The 19640-nt window shown below is 51.1% G+C and carries 16 protein-coding genes and 1 pseudogene; 8 read left to right on the forward strand and 9 right to left on the reverse strand.

Annotated features, from left to right (window positions below):
• The 4 genes from NQ490_RS00005 (at position 1) to NQ490_RS00020 (ending at position 3391) form a co-directional block, all read left to right on the forward strand.
• A complete protein-coding gene (locus tag NQ490_RS00005; RefSeq protein WP_007046249.1) occupies positions 1-396 on the forward strand; it encodes a replication initiator protein A in 396 nt (131 codons plus the stop codon).
• A gap of 185 nt (positions 397-581) precedes the next feature.
• Positions 582-1523 (forward strand): MobV family relaxase, encoded by a 942-nt coding sequence (gene mobV / locus NQ490_RS00010; RefSeq protein WP_007046248.1) that lies wholly within the window; start codon positions 582-584, stop codon positions 1521-1523.
• 70 nt (positions 1524-1593) lie between these two features.
• On the forward strand, positions 1594-1785 hold the full coding sequence (locus tag NQ490_RS00015; RefSeq protein ID WP_007046247.1) for a hypothetical protein: 192 nt from the start codon (positions 1594-1596) through the stop codon (positions 1783-1785).
• Between the two features lie 94 nt (positions 1786-1879).
• Positions 1880-3391 (forward strand): recombinase family protein, encoded by a 1512-nt coding sequence (locus NQ490_RS00020; protein WP_007046246.1) that lies wholly within the window; start codon positions 1880-1882, stop codon positions 3389-3391.
• 403 nt (positions 3392-3794) lie between these two features.
• On the opposite strand, the gene NQ490_RS00025 is transcribed toward NQ490_RS00020, so the two are convergent.
• The gene (locus tag NQ490_RS00025) at positions 3795-5126 is read right to left on the reverse strand and encodes an MATE family efflux transporter (protein WP_040917954.1); all 1332 of its coding nucleotides are present in this window, start codon (positions 5124-5126) and stop codon (positions 3795-3797) included.
• A 99-nt stretch (positions 5127-5225) separates the two neighbouring features.
• Here NQ490_RS00025 and NQ490_RS00030 point away from each other — a divergent pair, with 99 nt between their 5' ends.
• A complete protein-coding gene (locus tag NQ490_RS00030; protein WP_007046244.1) occupies positions 5226-5870 on the forward strand; it encodes a Crp/Fnr family transcriptional regulator in 645 nt (214 codons plus the stop codon).
• A 502-nt stretch (positions 5871-6372) separates the two neighbouring features.
• Here NQ490_RS00030 and NQ490_RS00035 read toward each other — a convergent pair.
• Entirely contained in the window at positions 6373-7248 is an 876-nt protein-coding gene (locus NQ490_RS00035; protein WP_007046243.1) for a LysR family transcriptional regulator, read from the reverse strand.
• Between the two features lie 288 nt (positions 7249-7536).
• On the opposite strand from NQ490_RS00035, the gene NQ490_RS00040 reads away from it, so the two are divergent.
• The 3 genes and pseudogenes from NQ490_RS00040 (at position 7537) to NQ490_RS00050 (ending at position 11304) form a co-directional block, all read left to right on the forward strand.
• On the forward strand, positions 7537-7752 hold the full coding sequence (locus NQ490_RS00040; RefSeq protein WP_040917533.1) for an aldo-keto reductase family protein: 216 nt from the start codon (positions 7537-7539) through the stop codon (positions 7750-7752).
• Between the two features lie 336 nt (positions 7753-8088).
• A pseudogene (locus NQ490_RS00045) lies at positions 8089-8718 on the forward strand (IS110 family transposase); the annotation flags it as partial.
• A 456-nt stretch (positions 8719-9174) separates the two neighbouring features.
• On the forward strand, positions 9175-11304 hold the full coding sequence (locus tag NQ490_RS00050; protein WP_040917528.1) for a tetratricopeptide repeat protein: 2130 nt from the start codon (positions 9175-9177) through the stop codon (positions 11302-11304).
• A gap of 293 nt (positions 11305-11597) precedes the next feature.
• Here NQ490_RS00050 and NQ490_RS00055 read toward each other — a convergent pair whose 3' ends face one another.
• The 7 genes from NQ490_RS00055 to rhaD all read right to left on the reverse strand — a co-directional run bounded on the left by NQ490_RS00055 (position 11598) and on the right by rhaD (position 19619).
• Positions 11598-13286 (reverse strand): recombinase family protein, encoded by a 1689-nt coding sequence (locus NQ490_RS00055; RefSeq protein WP_007046239.1) that lies wholly within the window; start codon positions 13284-13286, stop codon positions 11598-11600.
• A gap of 267 nt (positions 13287-13553) precedes the next feature.
• On the reverse strand, positions 13554-13994 hold the full coding sequence (locus NQ490_RS00060; RefSeq protein ID WP_187118495.1) for a recombinase family protein: 441 nt from the start codon (positions 13992-13994) through the stop codon (positions 13554-13556).
• Between the two features lies 1 nt (position 13995).
• Positions 13996-14373, reverse strand: coding sequence for a recombinase family protein (locus NQ490_RS00065; RefSeq protein WP_007046237.1), 378 nt, complete (start codon positions 14371-14373; stop codon positions 13996-13998).
• Positions 14328-16268 carry an ATP-dependent DNA helicase gene (locus NQ490_RS00070; protein WP_259951335.1) on the reverse strand — a complete coding sequence of 647 codons (1941 nt, stop codon included), beginning with the start codon at positions 16266-16268 and terminating at the stop codon, positions 14328-14330. The genes NQ490_RS00065 and NQ490_RS00070 overlap by 46 nt, the downstream gene beginning before the upstream one ends.
• Before the next feature lie 540 nt (positions 16269-16808).
• Positions 16809-17129: a DeoR family transcriptional regulator gene (locus tag NQ490_RS00075; protein ID WP_040917523.1), complete on the reverse strand. Its 321-nt coding sequence runs from the start codon at positions 17127-17129 to the stop codon at positions 16809-16811.
• A 444-nt stretch (positions 17130-17573) separates the two neighbouring features.
• Positions 17574-18722, reverse strand: coding sequence for a lactaldehyde reductase (gene fucO, locus NQ490_RS00080; RefSeq protein WP_007046232.1), 1149 nt, complete (start codon positions 18720-18722; stop codon positions 17574-17576).
• Positions 18723-18791: 69 nt separating this feature from the next.
• Complete coding sequence (rhaD, locus tag NQ490_RS00085; protein ID WP_040917521.1) at positions 18792-19619, reverse strand: rhamnulose-1-phosphate aldolase; 828 nt, start codon at positions 19617-19619, stop codon at positions 18792-18794.
• Between the last annotated feature and the right edge of the window lie 21 nt (positions 19620-19640).

Below are 19640 nucleotides of genomic sequence, written 5' to 3' on the forward strand. Positions count from 1 at the left end.
ATGACAAATACGATTTATATTCATCAGCCGGAGAAATCGGTCAGCTTCACACGCTTACCCAACTTCCTCTTTGAAGCCCCTACATTCACGCCTTTGTCCAACGAAGCGAAACTGCTGTATGCCTTTATCCTGCGGCGAGCGGAGTTATCCCGCAAGAATGGCTGGTCGGACGAGTACGGGCGCATTTACCTGTACTATCCCATCTGTGAGGTGGTGGACTTGCTCCACTGTGGGCGGCAGAAAGCCGTCAACACCTTGCGGGAGTTACAGTATGCAGAGTTGATTGACATTAAGAAACAGGGCTGTGGAAAACCCAACTGTATTTACCCAAAATCCTATGAAGCGGTTTCAAACACCGACTTCAAGAAATCCGGTTATGGAACACCGGAGGACTGAAAACCGTACCTGACAAGTACGATAATCAATCCTCTTGGAGTACGAAAATCGGACGGTATATAGAAATACAAAGATTAAAAATATTTTATTTATATCTATTCCATTCCAATCCTATCAGAGATAATTTCGGCGGGATTTTCCCTGTGGAAAACCCCGGATAGGAAAGGAATGGGGAAAGGAGCAGAATGGCACAACACGCAATTTTGCGGTTTGAAAAGCACAAGGGCAACCCGGCAAGGCCGCTGGAATCCCATCATGAACGGCAGAAAGAACAATATGCCAGCAACCCCGACATTGACACCAGCCGAAGCAAATACAACTTCCATATCGTCAAGCCGGAGGGACGCTATTACCACTTCATTCAGAGCCGTATTGAACAGGCCGGGTGCCGCACCCGCAAGGACAGCACCCGATTTGTCGATACGCTGATAACCGCCAGCCCGGAGTTTTTCAAGGGGAAGCCCCCAAAGGAGATACAGGCATTTTTCCAGCGGGCGGCTGACTTCCTCATTGACAAAGTGGGCCGGGAAAATATCGTGTCGGCGGTGGTACACATGGACGAGAAAACACCGCACCTACATTTGGTCTTTGTTCCGCTGACAAAGGACAATCGCCTGTGTGCAAAGGAGATTATTGGGAACAGAGCCAACCTCACAAAATGGCAGGACGATTTTCACGCCTATATGGTGGAGAAATATCCCGACTTGGAGCGTGGAGAAAGTGCCAGCAAGACAGGCAGGAAGCATATCCCCACCCGTCTGTTCAAGCAGGCGGTCAATCTCTCCAAACAGGCAAGAGCCATTGAAGCCACGCTGGACGGTATTACCCCGTTCAATGCCGGAAAGAAGAAAGAGGAAGCCCTCTCCCTGCTGAAAAAGTGGTTTCCGCAGATGGAGAACTTCTCCGGGCAGCTCAAAAAATACAAGGTCACGATAAACGACCTTTTGGCGGAAAATGAACAGTTGGAAGCCAGAGCCAAAGCCAGCGAAAAAGGCAAGATGAAAGATACGATGGAACGGGCAAAGCTGAAAAGCGAACTGGACGATTTACAGCGGCTGGTTGACCGTATCCCGCCGGATATACTGGCGGAACTGAAACGGCAGCAGCGGCACACAAGGGAACGGTGATTGATGACAGAAAACATTTCACGCCGCAGCATGGCGGCACTGCACTTTGAAAATTAAATACGGAGGTACTATGGAGCATATCAGATACAAGAAAGAAACAGAAGTCGTGACTTTTCAGGGAAAGGAAATCACGCTGGAAAATCTCTCCCCGGTGTTCACGCCGGGGCAGGAAGCGGCAAAACGCCGGGAGCTGGAACAGCAGCTTTATGAGGTGTTCCGCAAGTATGCCGACAAACGGCAGAGTGAGGAAGCCGGGGCATAAGGTTTTCCGAAGCCATCGTTGATTTGCGGGGCTGCTGGCGGTATAATAAAGGTGTCAGCAGCTCCGTTTCTTTTTTAAGAAAAGGAGCGACAATATGAATAATCGAATAGACGCAATCTATGCAAGGCAATCGGTAGACAAAAAGGACAGCATTTCCATTGAAAGCCAGATTGAATTTTGCAAATACGAGTTGAAAGGCGGTAACTGCAAGGAATACACAGACAAAGGGTACAGCGGCAAGAACACAGACCGTCCGAAGTTTCAAGAACTGGTGCGGGACATCAAGCGGGGGCTGATTGCAAAGGTCGTTGTTTACAAGCTCGACCGTATCAGCCGTTCCATTCTGGACTTTGCCAACATGATGGAGCTGTTCCAACAGTACAATGTGGAGTTTGTGTCCTCTACGGAAAAGTTTGATACCTCCACCCCGATGGGGCGGGCGATGCTGAATATCTGTATCGTGTTCGCCCAGCTTGAGAGGGAAACCATACAGAAGCGGGTAACGGACGCTTACTATTCCCGCAGCCAGCGAGGCTTCAAGATGGGTGGGAAAGCCCCTTACGGCTTTCATACAGAGCCGATTAAGATGGACGGTATCAATACAAAAAAGCTGGTGGTAAATCCAGACGAAGCGGCAAATATCCGGCTGATGTTTGAGATGTACGCCCAGCCCACTACCTCCTACGGGGACATTACCCGGTACTTTGCCGAACAGGGCATTTTGTTCCATGGCAAAGAGCTGATACGCCCCACGCTGGCGCAGATGTTACGCAATCCTGTCTATGTGCAGGCAGACCTTGATGTGTACGAATTTTTCAAAAGTCAAGGGACGGTCATTGTCAATGACGCTGCCGATTTTACTGGCATGAACGGCTGCTATCTGTATCAAGGGAGGGATGTGAAGCCCAGCAAAAAGAACGACTTGAAAGACCAAATGCTGGTACTGGCTCCCCATGAGGGCATTGTCCCCTCCGACATCTGGCTGACCTGCCGCAAGAAGCTGATGAACAACATGAAAATCCAGTCTGCCCGAAAAGCCACCCACACATGGCTGGCGGGAAAAATCAAGTGCGGGAACTGCGGGTATGCCCTTATGAGTATCTTCAATCCCTCCGGCAAGCAATACCTTCGCTGTACGAAACGGCTGGATAACAAGAGTTGTCCGGGGTGCGGGAAAATCATTACTTCGGAACTGGAAGCGGTTGTTTATCAGCAGATGGTAAAGAAACTGGCAAGCTACAAGACGCTGACAGGCAGAAAGAAAGCGGCAAAGGCAAACCCGAAAATTGCAGCACTGCAAGTGGAGCTTGCCCATGTGGACAGCGAGATTGAAAAGCTGGTGGACAGTCTGACGGGTGCAAACAATGTCCTGCTCTCCTATGTGAATGTGAAGATAGCAGAACTGGACGGGCGCAAGCAGGAACTTCTGGCGAGGATAGCGGAACTGACGGTGGAAGCCATTAGCCCGGAACAGGTCAGCCAGATTTCCGGCTACCTCGACACTTGGGAGAATGTATCCTTTGACGACAAGCGGCGGGTGGTGGATTTAATGATTACCACCATAGCCGCTACAAGCGACAGCTTGAACATCATATGGAAAATCTGACGGGCGGAACCCCTCCCGTCAGATACCTACTCTGTGTAGTCCCTTGTAAACTGTACTTTCGTGTGCGATAAACTTTTCTCATCCATCTGGATCGGACCTCCTTTTACACTATCAACGCTCGTGCTATTCTCGCCCACAAACTCAGCTTGCGGTTTATCTATTAAGCAAAAAGGAGCATGGCAGGAGTCAATCTTCTGCCTGCCCCTTTTTGCTTACTTTGGCCGATATCAGATATGGTCGCTTCGGAAACCCTAACGTAGCTACGTTTTTGATTCGCCACCTATATATCTTCTTATGTTACCGCAGGAATTGTGACCACTGCGGAAGCCGTCTGATCTGCAACGGCTGTTCCGATTGCGGGCGATGTAAGGATTAGCAATGCGACCAGCCATTTTTCCGATCTTTACGCCCTGAATTCTTTACGAAGCTGGGTCTGGAACAGCCCAAAGGCGATGATGGCTGTAAGGCAATCCGAAATCGCCTGCGAAACCACAACCCCATCATAACCAGCCAGATGATAGGCCACCATCAGCACCAGAAGGAACAGAACGCCCTGACGGCTGATGGAGAGTATAAACGCACCCGTTGCCTTGCCCATTGCCTGAAAGAGAATCGTCATCAGCAGGATCAGTCCCACAAAAAGCATGGTCAGGACCTGCCACCGCAGCATGACGGTGCCATCGGCCACAATCCCCTCACTGTCCATAAAGCAGCGCATCAACAACGGTGCTGCAGCATAGATTCCGGCGGTCAACAGGATCGCCACTAAACCGATAAAACGAACGCAGAAACGAAACAGGGCGGAAAGCCGTGCCTTATCCCCTGCGCCGTAATAATATCCGAACAGCGGCTGCCCTCCAAAAGCAAATCCGGTCAAAAGCAGCAGCGCAATCATACTGATTTTCAGGACGATGCCCATGGCCGCAATTTTCTGGTTGCCATAGGGCAGCAGGAACTGGTTCATGAGCACAACACTGGCACTCTGCATCAGGTTCACGATTGCCGCCGGCACACCGATTTTGAGAATCTGGAAAACAACACCGTGTGATACCTTGCTTTTCCCAATGGCCACCGATAGGACACGACTTTTGCGCAGTACAACCACTGCAAAGAAAAGGTCGGATGTCAGATACCCGATCACCGTAGCGATAGCCGCACCGCCGGCACCCCACCCCCACACAGAAATGAAAATCGGGTCCAGAATAATATTGACTACTGCGCCCAGGATCGTGCCCGCCATGGATTCTTTGGACATTCCTTCCGAGCGCAGCAGGTTGGAATGGATGAAAGAAAGCATAATGATCGGCGCGCCGATGGCCAGGTATACAAAGTAGTCCGATGCATGGGAAAAGGTTTCCGGACTGGCACCGATCATGGCAAGCAGCGGCAGGCGGAAAAGCAGCATGAATGCACCTATGACAATTCCCACTAGGATGGTGATGTAAAAGCAAAAGGAACTGACACACCGGACGCCTTCTTCCTCCTGCTGTCCCAAAAGACGCGACACCAGAGAACTGCCGCCCTGACCGAAGATATTCCCCATCGCCATCAACAGGGTAAAAACCGGCATTCCCAGAGAAACGCCGGCCACGATATTGGTATCATTGGTCTGCGCCACGAAAAAAGTATCCGCCAGGTTGTAGATCAAAGTCACCACCATGCTGCACACCAGCGGAACAGACAGTTTCATATAGGCCTTGGCCACGTTGGTTTCCTGAAAAATCTCGTTTTCCACGCAAATCCCCCGTTTCTTTTGTACCGGATCATTGTACTCCATTTCGTTGACTTTTTCTGTGTCACATGGCACAATAGGCCATAGAAAGCAGGTGTTTCTATGGAAAAGCTGCACAGTAAAAAAGAGGTACACGCCCTGGTGGCGCAGGCTGGCATCCGCCAGTACTTTTCCACGCCGGATTTGCAATTTTTTGCCTGCCGCTATAAAAAGGGCGAAATAATCACAGCGCCGGACCAGAAGCTGGACACCATCCTGTTTGTCATTGAGGGAACCGTGCGTATCTTTGGAATCCGCCCGGATGGAACCACTTCTCCAGTGAATCAGCAAACTCCTCCAGTAATTTTAGGCGATATTGAGTTTTCGCAACAAGGTACCCGCCCCTTTTTCACCCAGGCTACCACCGATGTCCTTTGCATTGGGCTGCCTGTAAAGCCTTACGAAAAAGAACTGCACCGTGATTTGCGGTTCTTGCATGCCCTGCTGCACTCCTATGCAGAAAAGCTGCAGTTTTTTGCATTTGTAGATGCCCCAGCTGAAACATTGGAAGAGAGGGTGCTGCTGTATCTGAAAAACTTTTGCCCAAACCACGAATTTACAGGAATTGAAATGGCAGTATCCCGCTTGCGTTGCAGCAGGCGCCAGCTACAGAGGGTGCTGCAAAAGTTGTGTACAAATGGCACGATACAGAAAGTTGGGAAAGGTCATTACAAGCTGGTTGGTTCTTTCTCTCCTGAAAGCCAATAAATAGCCCCCCGGCAAAGCTGTTTTTTTCATAGGCAGATAGGTCTCTGGTATATCGGGACATGCTTCACATCTTTCTTTGCATTTTTTATATTTGCTCTTTCATGATTTGGTTGTCCTCGGCCGCAAAAGGCCGGTTGGCATCAATCTTTTTGAAATCACGATCCGAATAGTCTGGTTCCTGCAAAACGCCTCAAAGAAATCCATCCAACCCTCGTCCCCTCTCTCCAGCCACACCAGCGTGGCGAGCGTGGCAATCTGCCGGGGAAATCCCCCCGCAGGGCGCTTTCCTTCTATAGCAACGTGCGCCCTACCCCGGCCTCGGCGTGGAGCGGGTCCCTCTCTTCCAGTTGCTTGCTTAACAACATCGGGCATTTTCCCTTACATAAAATCATCTGCTTTTTAAAAAGATACTATAAAAAGCAGCTATCTGCTTGCCGGGCAGGTAGCTGCTTTATCTGTCTATGGATCACATCGTCCACAAGTCGTATAAAATAAGAGCAATTTATCCGAAGTTCCGCTTTAGTTTCTTCAGCAATAAGGAAGCCGCCGGACTGAAGACCTGATATTTCTTCCAGATGATATACATGGGGGATTCCAGTGCCGGTTCCAATGGCCGAAAGCACAAATCGCTGTCCAGCCCGGTGTAGACCAGTCCGTCAAAGCCAAGCACATAGCCAACCCCTTCCCGCACCATGACGGAGGTGTTGAACAGCAAGTCATAAGTTGCCACTACATGCAGCTTATCCTGCGTTTCCCCAAACCAACGGGGCATTTCCTCTCCCATGGCCTGCCGGGACAGGATGAGCGGGATGTCCATCAGGTCATGGAGATGAATGCAGGAGTGCTGAGCAAGGGGGCTGTCCTTACGCATAATAAGTCCCCACTGATCGGAAGCGGGAATTCGCAGAGAATTATATTTTGACGGGTCTACTTCCTGCACGATAATAGCAAAATCCAAAAGCCCCCGGTCCAGCCGCTCGTTTACAGTTTCGGTTCCGCTGCTGTAAAAGTGGTAACGGATGCGGGGGTATTCCTTTTGAAGCGACTGGATCACCTGGACAAAGGGCGTGATCCCGTTGGACTCTGCGCATCCGATATGAATATCGCCACCGTTCACTTCATCCATGGCCCGAAATTCCGCCAGGGTTTTGTCCGCCATATCCAAAAGATCCTCGGCGCGCTTGCGCAGGAGCATCCCCTCCTCGGTCAATTTTACGCTGTAATTGCTGCGGGTGAACAGCTTCTTGCCCAGCTCTTCCTCCAACTCTTTGATTTGACGCGACAAGGTAGGCTGCGAGATGTGCAGCCGCTGGGCAGCGTGGGTCACATTTTCCTCCCTTGCAACCTCCAAAAAGTAGCGCAACACTCTGATTTCCATCTCTCTGCCTCCCGTTTCCTTTATGTTTGAACCAGTATAGCACAGAGCTGATATTCGTATCAAGAATAACTGGAAACAGAAACTAAATATTTTACATCACAGCCCGGTATCTCTATAATGAAATCAGACGGTGAGAACAATGCCGTATGCGTTCCAGCCTCCCATGGGTTGTTACTGCAAAGTCTCAAAGACGCCGGATACCGTTGGCACCCGCCAAATGGGACTTGGCTTTCTGGACATTTGGATGTTCTGACCGGAACATGGAAAACACGAAGGAGGAAATCTTTTATGAATACAAAGATGCCGAAAATCGCAATGGGTGCCTGGTCCTGGGGCGCTGGTGCCGCCGGTGGGGATCAGGTATTTGGGAACCATCTGTTTGAACAGGAACTGAAGCCCGTTTTTGATAAAACGATGGAACTGGGTCTGAACCTGTGGGACACCGCCGCCGTGTACGGTGAGGGTAGCGCTCATTGCGCACGACGGTCCGATGTATTTTGCTGATAGGCGACTCCTTGTATTATAGAGTAGTAGTTATTAGAGCCCCTCTCCAAGGGCTGTGCTACACTGTAAGGGATGCTGTGGATTGGTTGGCGGCTCCTTGTATTATAGAGTAGTAGTTATTAGAGCCCCTCTCCAAGGGCTGTGCTACACTGTAAGGGATGCTGTGGATTGGTTGGCGGCTCCTACCACAAGATGGTTCACGAAAGGTTCCAACCACAGCCCCTTACAATTTTGTTAATCAGTTAAATACCGCCAGACGGTTTATGTGGAACAAGGCTACAAAAGTAAGGTGTACTGTGGATGCAGCATCACATATTTTCTCTGGAGGTATTTGTTATGGTAGTTTCTGTTGGCATTGATGTCTCAAAAAACAAGCATGATTGCTTCATTGTAAGCTCAGAGGGTGAAGTCCTGGCGGATGTTTTTACTATCCCTAACAACATGGACGGTTTTTATGCTCTACTGGAAAAAATTCGAGCTTGTACTACACCGCAGGACAAAATAAAAGTAGGGCTTGAGGCAACCGGGCATTACAGCTACAACATTCTTGGGTTTCTTCTGGACAACGGTCTGGCCACCTATGTCTTGAATCCCTTACGCACGAATCTCTACCGGAAAAGTCTCAGCCTGCGAAAGACCAAGACCGACCGTGTAGATGCTCGAACCATTGCTGCTATGCTGTTATCCGATGTGGGCCTCAAACCCTACACGAATACAGCATATCACAACGAGGAACTAAAGTCACTCACCAGATACCGTTTTGACAAGGTGAAAGAACGAGCAAAGCTGAAAAGCTCAATTTCCAGACTGGTTTGCATTCTCTTCCCTGAACTGGAGAAGCTGGTGTCCTCTCTCCATTTGGCGACTGTCTACGCTCTGCTGGAAGAGTTTCCAGGTTCCAAACAGATTGCCAAGGCACACCTGACAAGGCTCAAAACCCTTTTGGGGAACGCCTCCAAAGGTCGCTAAGTACCAATTGGGAGAGATCAGCTGGGAGGAGTTTGAGAAGATCATTCGCAATGGCCCTTAAAAATGCGCCTTATGCGCTTCTTTGCCGATCCACTCCCTTGCTTAATCTCCATACCTATTTATTCCTTTGTGGATAAATCGTCATTTCATGTTCCCTACCATCCTATACCTTTTTTCAAATACTTCCCGCACTTAGCAGACCTACTCTAGCTAGATTTCTGGATTTTTAACCGAATTGTCATGTTTGTTGACTCGCCTCTTGTTCTCTGTAGTCTCTCCTACCGCCCATAGACTATTTATAAGACCGTCCAGACATTTTATTTATACAGGTACAAAATGCTGTGGCCATGCGCTTATGCACAAATCAAAAAATTGGTTGAAATTGCCAAAACGCTATGGTATAGTGAAAATATTCTGATAAAAGTATACGGGTTGTCGAAAGAGGAGAATCGTATGTATCAGGTGATTAAACTTGATGGCTTTTTGGAGGAAGTCGCAGATGTGACGGAGGGCCCTTATGCCAGAAAATTCTGTTTTTTTCTAGGAGCAGGTGCATCTATCACCTCCGGTATCCCTGCCGCTACAAAGCTAGTTGATCTGTGGGATGAAAAAATAAGGACACGATTTCCTGCAGAAGAATATGAGCAATGGAAGAACGAAAAAGAAATTGATGAAAATAACAAATACAATCATTACAGCGATTACTATGAGAAGCAGTTCTCTTCCAACCCTGTCGACGGATACAATTTTCTGGAAAAGAAAATGAAAGAAGCATCCCCCAGTGGTGGCTATGCTTGCTTAGCATTTTTGCTGACGCAGACCCCACACAAGGTAGTGGTGACCACAAACTTTGATCGCTTGACCGAAGATGCAGTGACTTTATACGCCCATGAATTTTCACTGGTAGTCGGGCATGTAGCGATGGCGCATTACATCACCAGTGATGTCGCGCGCCCAACCGTGGTCAAGATCCATCACGACCTTTTACTTGACCCAAAAAGCAAAAACGCCGATCTTCAGCAACTGGATGAACGGTGGCAAAAGGCGCTTTCCGAGATTTTTTCGAAATACCACCCGATTTTCATTGGATTTGCTGGCAATGACCCTGACGTGATGGACTATTTGATCGACAATGCCGACAAGTTTCAGAAAGGCAATGAATGGAAACGGCCTTACTGGACGGTGTATGGCACCGAACCCCCGAAAGGGAAAGTCAAGGACTTCTTGAACAAATCCGGCGCATTTTTAATACACAATAACGGCTTCGACGATATGATGGCCAGACTGGCATTGGCATTAAACGTCAAGATTCCGACGGAAGGGGACTATCAGGAGGAAGCCGAAAAACAGTACAACAAATTGCAGGACGCCTTTGCAAAGGTACAGGAAGGAAGCAAAACATCTCCGGGCGACAGCATGAAAGATTCTTCTACAACTTCGGACAACAACCCGAAAGATGCTCCTATTCCGCCAAGAAAGGAAAACGCTTCTCCGCAGGATTTGCCCGAAACGGAAATCGACTCCCCGCCACAATCTGATCAGGATACATCGGATTCAACGCTATATTTGCGTGCTCTGGTATTACACAACGATAAGCACTATAAAGAATCGCTTGCGCTGCTTCAAGAGTTGATTCAAAAGAATCCTAATAATGCAAGATATCACTATAGTTGCGGCGTGACTCTCCACGAAATGGGCCGGTACGAGGAAGCTCTGACTGAAAAGCAGAAAGCTCTGGAATTGGAACCTGACAATGCAAGGTATCACGATAGCCGCGGCGTGACTCTCCACGAAATGGGCCGGTACAAGGAGGCGCTGGCTGAAAAGCAGAAAGCTCTGGAATTGGAATCTGACAATGCAAGGTATCACGATAGCTGCGGCGTGACTCTCGATGAAATGGGTCGGTACGAGGAAGCTCTGGCTGAGTCTAGGAAAGCTCTGGAATTGGAACCTGACAATGCAAGGTATCACGATAGCTGCGGCGTGACTCTCCACGCAATGGGCCGGTACGAGGAGGCGCTAGCTGAGTCTAGGAAAGCTCTGGAATTGGAACCTGACAATGCAAGGTATCACAATAATTGCGGCGTGACTCTCCACGCAATGGGCTGGTACGAGGAGGCGCTGGCTGAAAAGCAGAAAGCTCTGGAATTGGAACCTAACAATGCATGGTATCACGATAGCTGCGGCGTGACTCTCGACGAAATGGGTCAGTACGAGGAGGCGCTGGCTGAAAAGCATAAAGCTCTAAAATTGGAACCTGACAATGCAAGGTATCACGATAACTGCAGCGTGACTCTCCACGCAATGGGCCGGTACAAGGAGGCGCTGGCTGAGTCTAGGAAAGCTCTGGAATTGGAACCTGACAATGCGAGGTACCATGATAGTTGCGGTATGACACTCTACGCGATGGAGCTGTACAAGGAAGCAGTGGCAGCGTTTAAAAAAGCTATCGAGCTGAATCCTAAGAATGCTATCTATTACAGAAATCTGTCCCAAACTTACAAAAAAATGGGCCTTGAAAAAGAGGCCGCCCAAGCGGAAGAAAAAGCGAAACAGCTGCAGGGAAATCCGTCTACAGGCTGATTTCCTGCAATCACTTACTCCAAAATATTATATTATACGTAAGAACCGGCCTCAAAGGAAGATAGAGCTGCTTCTCTTAGGGGCCGGTTCCTTTTTACTATATCGTAGTACCTAGATGTTCAGCTCTCTTTCTAAAGTTCAAAAGAAATTTAAATAAAAAACAAATCCGAACACACCTTCAAAAAGAAGTACGTTCGGATTTGCGTTTAATGGTGCACCATCGGGGACTCGAACCCAGGACCCACTGATTAAGAGTCAGTTGCTCTCCCACATGACCAATACTAATGGTGTAATCAAAGCTTTTCATTTGGCTCTCCTTCCCCTAAAAACTGCTGATATGTTCCTTTCACATGGATGGTAATCTTATACCCTTTCCCCAACTCCACTTTTTCAAGCAGCTGTGCCAGAATGGCTCTTTTTCTCTGAATCGGGGCAAGATCAAATTCATTTGCCCAGCCGAGGAATTCATCATAGTAGCCGCGTATCTGTTGCACCGTTGTACGGTCGGTATTACTCTGCAATAGAGCTGCATACTCATCTTTTGCTTGCCTGACTTCAGCCTCTGCCTGAGCAATCAGTCGGGCCAGCATCTCCTGCGAGAAGGCGCTCTCCCCTTCCAGACATTTCAACACTTCATCCTCATAGCGTTGTTGCTTGTACTGGGCTGCCTTGATTTTCTTCTCGGCAGCCTGTTTTTGTCTGTTATGTTCAGCATCCTGCTGCCTGATTCTCTGTTCAATGCTTTTGTCATACGGCTCACTTTTAATCTTGTGGAACAGCTCATCGGCGTAAGCAAGCACAATTCTGTCTACCCGCTCTGCCAGATAAAGTGACTGACCATCACATTGCCGCAGGTGCTGGCCGCGCTGGTAGCAGTTGTACTTTGCCTGCACCTTTTCCCGGATACTCCCATCGGCCAGTTTATATCGGTCCGTATGCAAAAAGGCCGACATCTTCGCCCCGCAATGTGCGCAGACTATGATGCCGGCCAATAATGTTGGATTGCTGCTCTTTTGGGCAGCGTTTTTATCTTTCATAGCCTTTTTGCTTCTCTTGCTGATCATCTCGTTGGCCTTGGTGAACAAAGCCTCATCAATGATCTGCAGCTGCGGTATGAACTCTGACCGTGCCGCTTTAGTAATGATATATCCAGTATAGCCCTCATGCTGAATCATTCTCTTGATATTGGAGGACTGGAACTCCGCCCCCTGGCGGGTACGCAGTCCTCGTTGGTTCAGCATCTGTGCCATGGCATATCCACTGGCACCTTCTTCCGCCACTTTCGTAAATACTTCCCGGACCCATGCCGCTTCATCTGGATTGATTTCCAGATCCTTTACGGGCTGGTCTCTCTTGTTGACTCTACCTTTATTAATAGCTCGATATCCGTAAGGGACAAAACCTCCGGCAAAATGTCCACTGGAAACGATCTGACGGATGCGGTCCCTGGTTCGCATGGAAGTCTTTTCGCTTTCCCCTGCCGCCTGCCAGAACCGGATATAGTTCATGAGCTTGTCGCCGTGACTTTCGATACGCTGCTGGCCTTCGTGGGTGCTCCACATCTGGATGCCGTGCTGGACGAACCATTCCAGTACAAACGGCGTTTCACTCTCGATGCGTCCCAGCCGGTCAAACATATACACAAGAAGGATATCGAAGTTTCCCTTGCCCGCTTCGCTGCGCAGTTCCTGAATCACATCCCGCTTACTGGCGGAAACTTTGGAACCCGAGATTCCCTTCTCGGCTTTTTCCAGTACCACACGCCAGCCATGCTCCTGGGCGAACTTCCGACAGGCGATCTTCTGCATAGGGATATCGTCGTGGTCCACCTGTCCTTTCGTGGAAACTCGATAGGACAGGGCCGCCCGTGGTGCATCGACCTCCAACCGCATCTGTTGGGTCATAAAATACGAATCATCTAACCACTTCTGATCTGCCTGCGAGATCTCCACTTCCTGCCCATGTTGGTCCCAAAATGTCATTTTTGTTCCTCTCGCATTCTCTTAGTATGGGTTATTTGCCTATCCCAACAATACTCATTCCGGGACAGGAAAGCTATCACCAAAACGGAGAAATCCCTGTCTTATTGCGGGCCGGAATTTGACGGTTTACCCTCACGGTGTTTTCTCTCTGCATAGGCATCCATGATCATGGATTTTACTTTTTCAAGCGTATCTTCATCGTCTTTTTCCGAAAAGTATATGGTAACGGAGCCCCCCTCTACTTCCCGTTGTATCCGAGTACGGCCATCAGGCATCTGCTGTATGTATTCCTGCACACCGGTTCCTTCCTTTCGGACAATCTGCAATCACACAATCCAGGCCATAAAGATATAGCTGATACCGCAAACTTACGTCGGTGGTGATCAGCGTCACATCGCTTGCCTGTAATTCGGCAAGGATCTTGCAAAGTTTGCTTCTATTACGGGCAAATCGAGAGAGCCTTGTTACTGCCACGGCATCGACATCGCCCCTGCGCACGGCCCGGAGCATGGAAAATAAACCGGGCCGCCAAAAGGAATTGTCCTTGGTACATTCGCAGCTTTGGCCAACTATACAGTACCCATTGCAATTGGCCCATTCACGAAGTTCTGCCAGCTGCTGTTCAGCAACAGAGCGATGCCCGCTGCCTGTGCGCGCATACAACCAGACACGCGGAAAGAAAAGCACATCTTCTTTCTTGCGTTCCATCTCACACCTCCGAATCGTAATTCGGGAGAGCCATCCAGTGCCTGCCGCCCGGTTCGATCCAGCCGCACTTAACGCCGAAGGTGTGGATGCCATAGCAGAGCAACGAAGCGATAAGCCCTTCCAGTTCGGGACGGCCACAATGTAGATGCTCGGCATCCACCACGATCAGAACATCTGCTTCGCCGTCTGCCGCGGCGCGCAGCAGGTCGGCCATACCGGGGCGCAGCGACAGCGGCTGGTCTTCGGTGCCAGCCTGAGCATACACTTCCTGTACGCAGGGCCAGCGCAGTTTACGCAGCGCTTTGCGGCAAATCAGGATCTGCTGCCGCATGGTCAGGTCTCCACTTTTGACTTCCTGGATAAAACAGATGGCTCGCATGATAAATCTACCTCCCTGGATAATTTGGGCAAAAAGTATTCCGGGCTTTTATGCTTCCGGTAAAATTTGCGGACCGCCCGGAGCGAGGCGCCAACGGGCATTTCCGGCAATGCGTCCAGCACTGCCCGGTGGTAGCGCCCGCCGGGGGCCGCACGGGGATCGAGGATTGCCACCACACCGCTATCCGTTTCGGTGCGGATGGCACGGCCAAAGCCCTGACGCAGCTTGATCTGCATTTCGGGCACGATCTCGGTCTGGATGTAACTGTGAAGATCGCCGTATTGCGTCCGCAGCGCTTCTCCCAGCGGATCGGGCACGGGGAACGGAAGCCTCGGGATCACAAGCAGAGAAACCATATCTCCTGGGAAATCCACTCCTTCCCAACAGGCACCGCTGGCGAACAGGACCGCATTGGGCAGTTGTTTGAACTGCTGCAGATAGCTCTGTGCATTGCGCCGCAGCTGCAAAACGGGTAAAGGAAGTTTGGCCTTCAGTTTTTCGTAGACACGGCCCATCTGGTCATAGGATGTAAACAGCACCAGCGTGTGACCGTTTGCCGCACAAACCAGTTCTTCGATCTGCCGGGCAATGCGCTCCTCCTCCGGTTCACTCTTGCGCCGCCGGGATTCCGGGAAATACAACATGCAGTTTTTCTCGTAATCAAAGGGTGAAAGGACTTTCAGGGTGCGCAGCGGCGTGCCCCGGTCCAGTCCCATTCGCTTTTCAGTATGTGAAAAGTCTTCCCCTGCGGCCAGTGTACCCGAAGTAAGGATCGCAGGCTTTTGTTCATTCCAAAGCGCAGAGGTCAGACATTTCGGCAGATCAAACGGTACGGCACACAGGTCCACGCCAGTCCCACCGCTTTCCCGTTGCCAGGTAAGATAGCGCACAAAGGTGCTGTCTGTGCCCAGAAACAGCGGTATCAGCTGCTGTACTGCGCTTAGTTTGCCGCGCAGTCCTCGGGGCATTGCTTCGGGCCTCTGTTTCAGAATTTCGCCGATTGCTTTGTCCAGATGCTGGAGCGCCGCGGTTCCGGCCTTTGTCTGTTTCAGCGGTATTGCCCGTTCTGCTTTCGTTTCCGGCGGCGCAAATGCCGCGAGGAATTCCCGGGTGACGGCTCGGAGTTTCTGCGCGCTCAGCCCACAATGACCGGCTGTCAGCAGTTTTTCATAGGCGAGCAACTCTGCTGAACAGATCCGCCGGGTGTTCATCTGTCGTACGGTTTCCGGTAGCTTGTGCGCTTCGTCGATCACCAAAGCCTGGTAATCCTTCAAAAGCGGCGTCCAACCGTTTTTCCGATGAGCCGCGTCTGCCAGCAGGTAATTGTGATTGCAAACCTGGATCGTGACCGAAGGCCCGTTGGATGCTTTCAGATATTGTCGGTAGCGGCAGTCCGTATGTGCGATGCAGCTGCGGGCGCACCGGCTCGGCACACAGATCAGGCGGCGCTCATGGCGAGGCAGGTTCGGCAGTCGGTCAAGGTCCAGGCATTGCCTAGCTTCCTGCAGCGCGGGGGCCCGCTTGCGGAAGCGTTTTCCCCTTGCCGTAATCTGCTTTTGGCGAATCAGCAAACGCACATCGCAAACGAAGCGTTCCTTTCCTTTTCGCAGCACGGCACAAACCGGGGCTTGAATATATCCATTTTGTATTAATGCATCCGATAAAAACGGTATGTATTCTTCCAAAATTGCATTCTGCAGCGTGATGCTGGCCGTGGAGATCACCACCGGGCGCTGCATCGGTCGCGGTCTTTGCAGCTGCCACAAAACGCAGGCGACCAGATAGGCATAGGTCTTGCCCAGACCCACACCGGCGTCACACAGGGCCACATCCCTGCCAAACAAGGTATCCAGCATCGCATGGCACAATCGTATCTGGCCTTCGCGTACGTTCATCCCTCTGGCCGAAAACACTTCCCGGAATATCTGCTCTGCTTGTCGGTGGGCTTTCTCGTATCCGGTTTCTGGATTAGTCAATAGGATCATCTCCTTGGTTGATGGCAAAATAGTGCGGCGCAGCGGTCTGCACTGCGCCGCACGGGTTCGACATCAACACATGGGGTTGTTGATGTTCGGCAAAAAAGAGTAATATACAGAAATGCCATATTTGCCGCTCGCCCCCCTGGCAGTTGGGAACACGGTTCACTTTCGTTAGGCAGCCGCTTGCGCAGCCTTCACTGGCGTTCCAGAGGTCTAAGGATTGCAACCCAAGGTCGGCCACCCCGTCTGACGTGCGGGGCAAACAGGGTATCATTATCTCCCATGCAGATCATGGCGAAGCAGCTCTCGCTGCTTTTTCAGTAGAATGAATCGCTCGGTACAATCTCGCCACCTTGCCGGGTGTGAGCTTGTACGTCATGGCGCTTCTCCGATCACGCTTCCTGCACCGGGAACGTACCTCCGTGCTGGGTATTCAGTTGTCAAGGTGCGATCTGATCAATCAGACCAAGCAAAGTCGTTCAGGATACTTTGGAATATTTCACGATCTTGGGCAGCGACATTGTTCAGATTTCTCCGAATGGCATCCGCCTGATCAGGACTTAAATATTTTCTGCTTAAGTAATATCCATCTGGCAGAGAAACACCCCCGCTACGACCGATCGTATGAATAAACGGATACTCCTCGGCAAGAGTAAGAAAGTCCCTATAGATCGTCATCCGCGATACGCCGAACTCTTCGGCAAGATGTTGCATGGTGTCATACCGACGCAGATTCATCAGTTCAAGGATTTTTCTGCGCCGTTCGTTCGGCCGCACCGCGGTTTCCCTCCCTTCCTTTGCTATGGGGGTATCTTATCGCCTAAACCTAACACCTTTTGATACATTTAAATAAAAAATTTATATTTCATAAAAGAAGGTGCCTTTCTGCAGACACAGAAATAAAAAAACACCGTCCTCAGGTACTATCAACGCAAGTCCGCAAGTCGATAATTCCCGAAAGATGGCGTTTTTTATAATATATTGTCGAACAAAAAAAGAGTGCCAACCGCATCGCGATCAGCACTCTTCTTTAGATTTATTTTAATTTGTATCTTTCTTTTAAAAAACAGTTTTTTATCTTTCAATATTCCTTTTCCCCGTAGGTAGAGGTTTTTATAAAACAGCGCAACTCAAATTTATCTACGCTCAGATCCCCCATATACGGACAACGGTAATATTTTTGAGTTGGCCGTCGACTTGCAGATTCACAAGCATTCCCACTTACAGCTGGCTCTTATAGAGTTCCTTGATCTCCTCTACGCTGGTGTCGCGTGGGTTGCCCGGGCAGCAGGCATCGGCAAAGGCGGACTCAGCCAGGAACTGGATGTCCTCCTCCTTCAGGATGCCCTGGAGGTTCGAGGGGATGCCCACATCGGCACTGAGCTTCTTCACGGCGGCGATGGTAGCGTCGGCGGCCTCGGCATCGCTCATGGCGTCGATGCCTTCCACGCCCATGGCCTTGCCGACGGCACGATAGCGCTCACCGGCCACGCTCTTGTTGTACTCCAGGCCCACCGGCAGCAGGATGGCGCAGGCCACGCCGTGGGGGGTGTCGTACAGAGCAGACAGGCCGTGAGCCATGCTGTGCACGATTCCCAGGCCCACGTTGGAGAAGCCCATACCGGCGATGTACTGGCCCAGGGCCATGCCCTCGCGGCCCTCCGGGGTGTTCTGGACGGCGCCGCGCAGATTTTCGCTGATCAGGCGGATGGCTTCCAGATGGAACATATCGGAGATGGTGCAGTGGCCCTTGGTGATGTAGCCCTCAATGGCATGGGTCAGGGCATCCATACCGGTGGCGGCGGTCAAGCCCTTGGGCATGGAAGCCATCATGTCAGGATCGACAACGGCAACCTCGGGGATGTCGTTGGTATCCACACAGACGAACTTGCGCTTCTTCTCCACGTCGGTGATGACGTAGTTGATAGTGACCTCGGCAGCGGTGCCAGCGGTGGTAGGCACAGCGATGGTGAAGACAGCATGCTTCTTGGTGGGGGCCACGCCCTCCAGGCTGCGCACGTCGGCAAACTCAGGGTTGTTGATGATGATGCCGATGGCCTTGGCGGTGTCCATGGAGGAGCCACCGCCGATGGTGACGATGCAGTCGGCCTGGGCCTCCTGGAAAGCCTTTACGCCGTCCTGGACGTTCTGGATGGTAGGGTTGGGCTTGATCTCACTGTAGAGGGCATAGGCGAAGCCAGCAACCTCCAGCAGATCGGTGACCTTCTTGGTTACGCCGAACTTCACCAGGTCGGGGTCAGAGCAGACAAAGGCTTTCTTGTAGCCACGGGAAGTCAGCTCGGGAACGATGTTTTCGATGGCACCGTGGCCGTGGTAGGAAATGGTGTTCAGAACGATGCGGGATACCATAATGATGCACTCCTTTTTGATGGGTTGAAAATGATTGATTAAACTCTCCTATGGGAGTTATAACGGAACTTAATTGAGAAAATTCTCATTAAGGGTGACGCCGAAGTCCCGGGCGATGGCACGCAGATCGTCGTCCTCGATGGTCTGGCGGATCAGGCCGCCGCCCATGGAGAGCACCTTGACGTAAACTTCGGCGCTCTTCTCAATGGTATGGGCCAGACCGAAGGTGGTGTCGTAGTCGGGGCCGGAGGCAAACAGGCCGTGCTGGGCCCAGATGGCGGCCTGGTAGATCTTCATCTTCTCGCTGGTGGCCATGGCGATGTCAGCGCCGCCCGGCACCATCCAGGGGCATACGCCCACGCCCTCGGGGAAGACCACGGGGCACTCGGTGGCGCTCTGCCACAGAGCGCGGCTGAAGGCACGGTCGGTGAGCGGCAGGATGTAGGTCAGGGCAATGACGTTGGTGGCGTGGCAGTGGTAGATGACCCGGTTGGCGCCGTTGGTGGCGGCCTTGCGCACGCTGTGGTTCATGAAGTGGCTGGGGAATTCGCTGGTGGGCTTGGCGCCGTCGGCCAGACCCCAGACGATGCGCCAGCTGTCCCCGGCGGCGTTGATCTCCACAATGCCGATGGAGTGGATGGGATCGGGTTCCACGTTGCGGAAGTACTTGCCGGAACCGGTGGTGATGAAATATTCCCCGGCCAGGTTGTCCGCCTGGACACCCATCTTCACCCATTCCCGGGGCGTCTCGTCAAAGTAGGGACGGCAGGCGGCCACGTCCTCCTCGGTCATGCGGTAGGTCAGGTTGCCGCCGTTGCGCTCGTGCCAGCCCTGCAGCCAGCCGTCGTTGCACATCCGGATAAAGCCTTTGACACAGGGGATGTCATAGATTTCCATATTCATGTTCCTTTCTGTATA

It is taken from the genome of Subdoligranulum variabile (assembly GCF_025152575.1).
Taxonomy (GTDB): domain Bacteria; phylum Bacillota; class Clostridia; order Oscillospirales; family Ruminococcaceae; genus Gemmiger; species Gemmiger variabilis.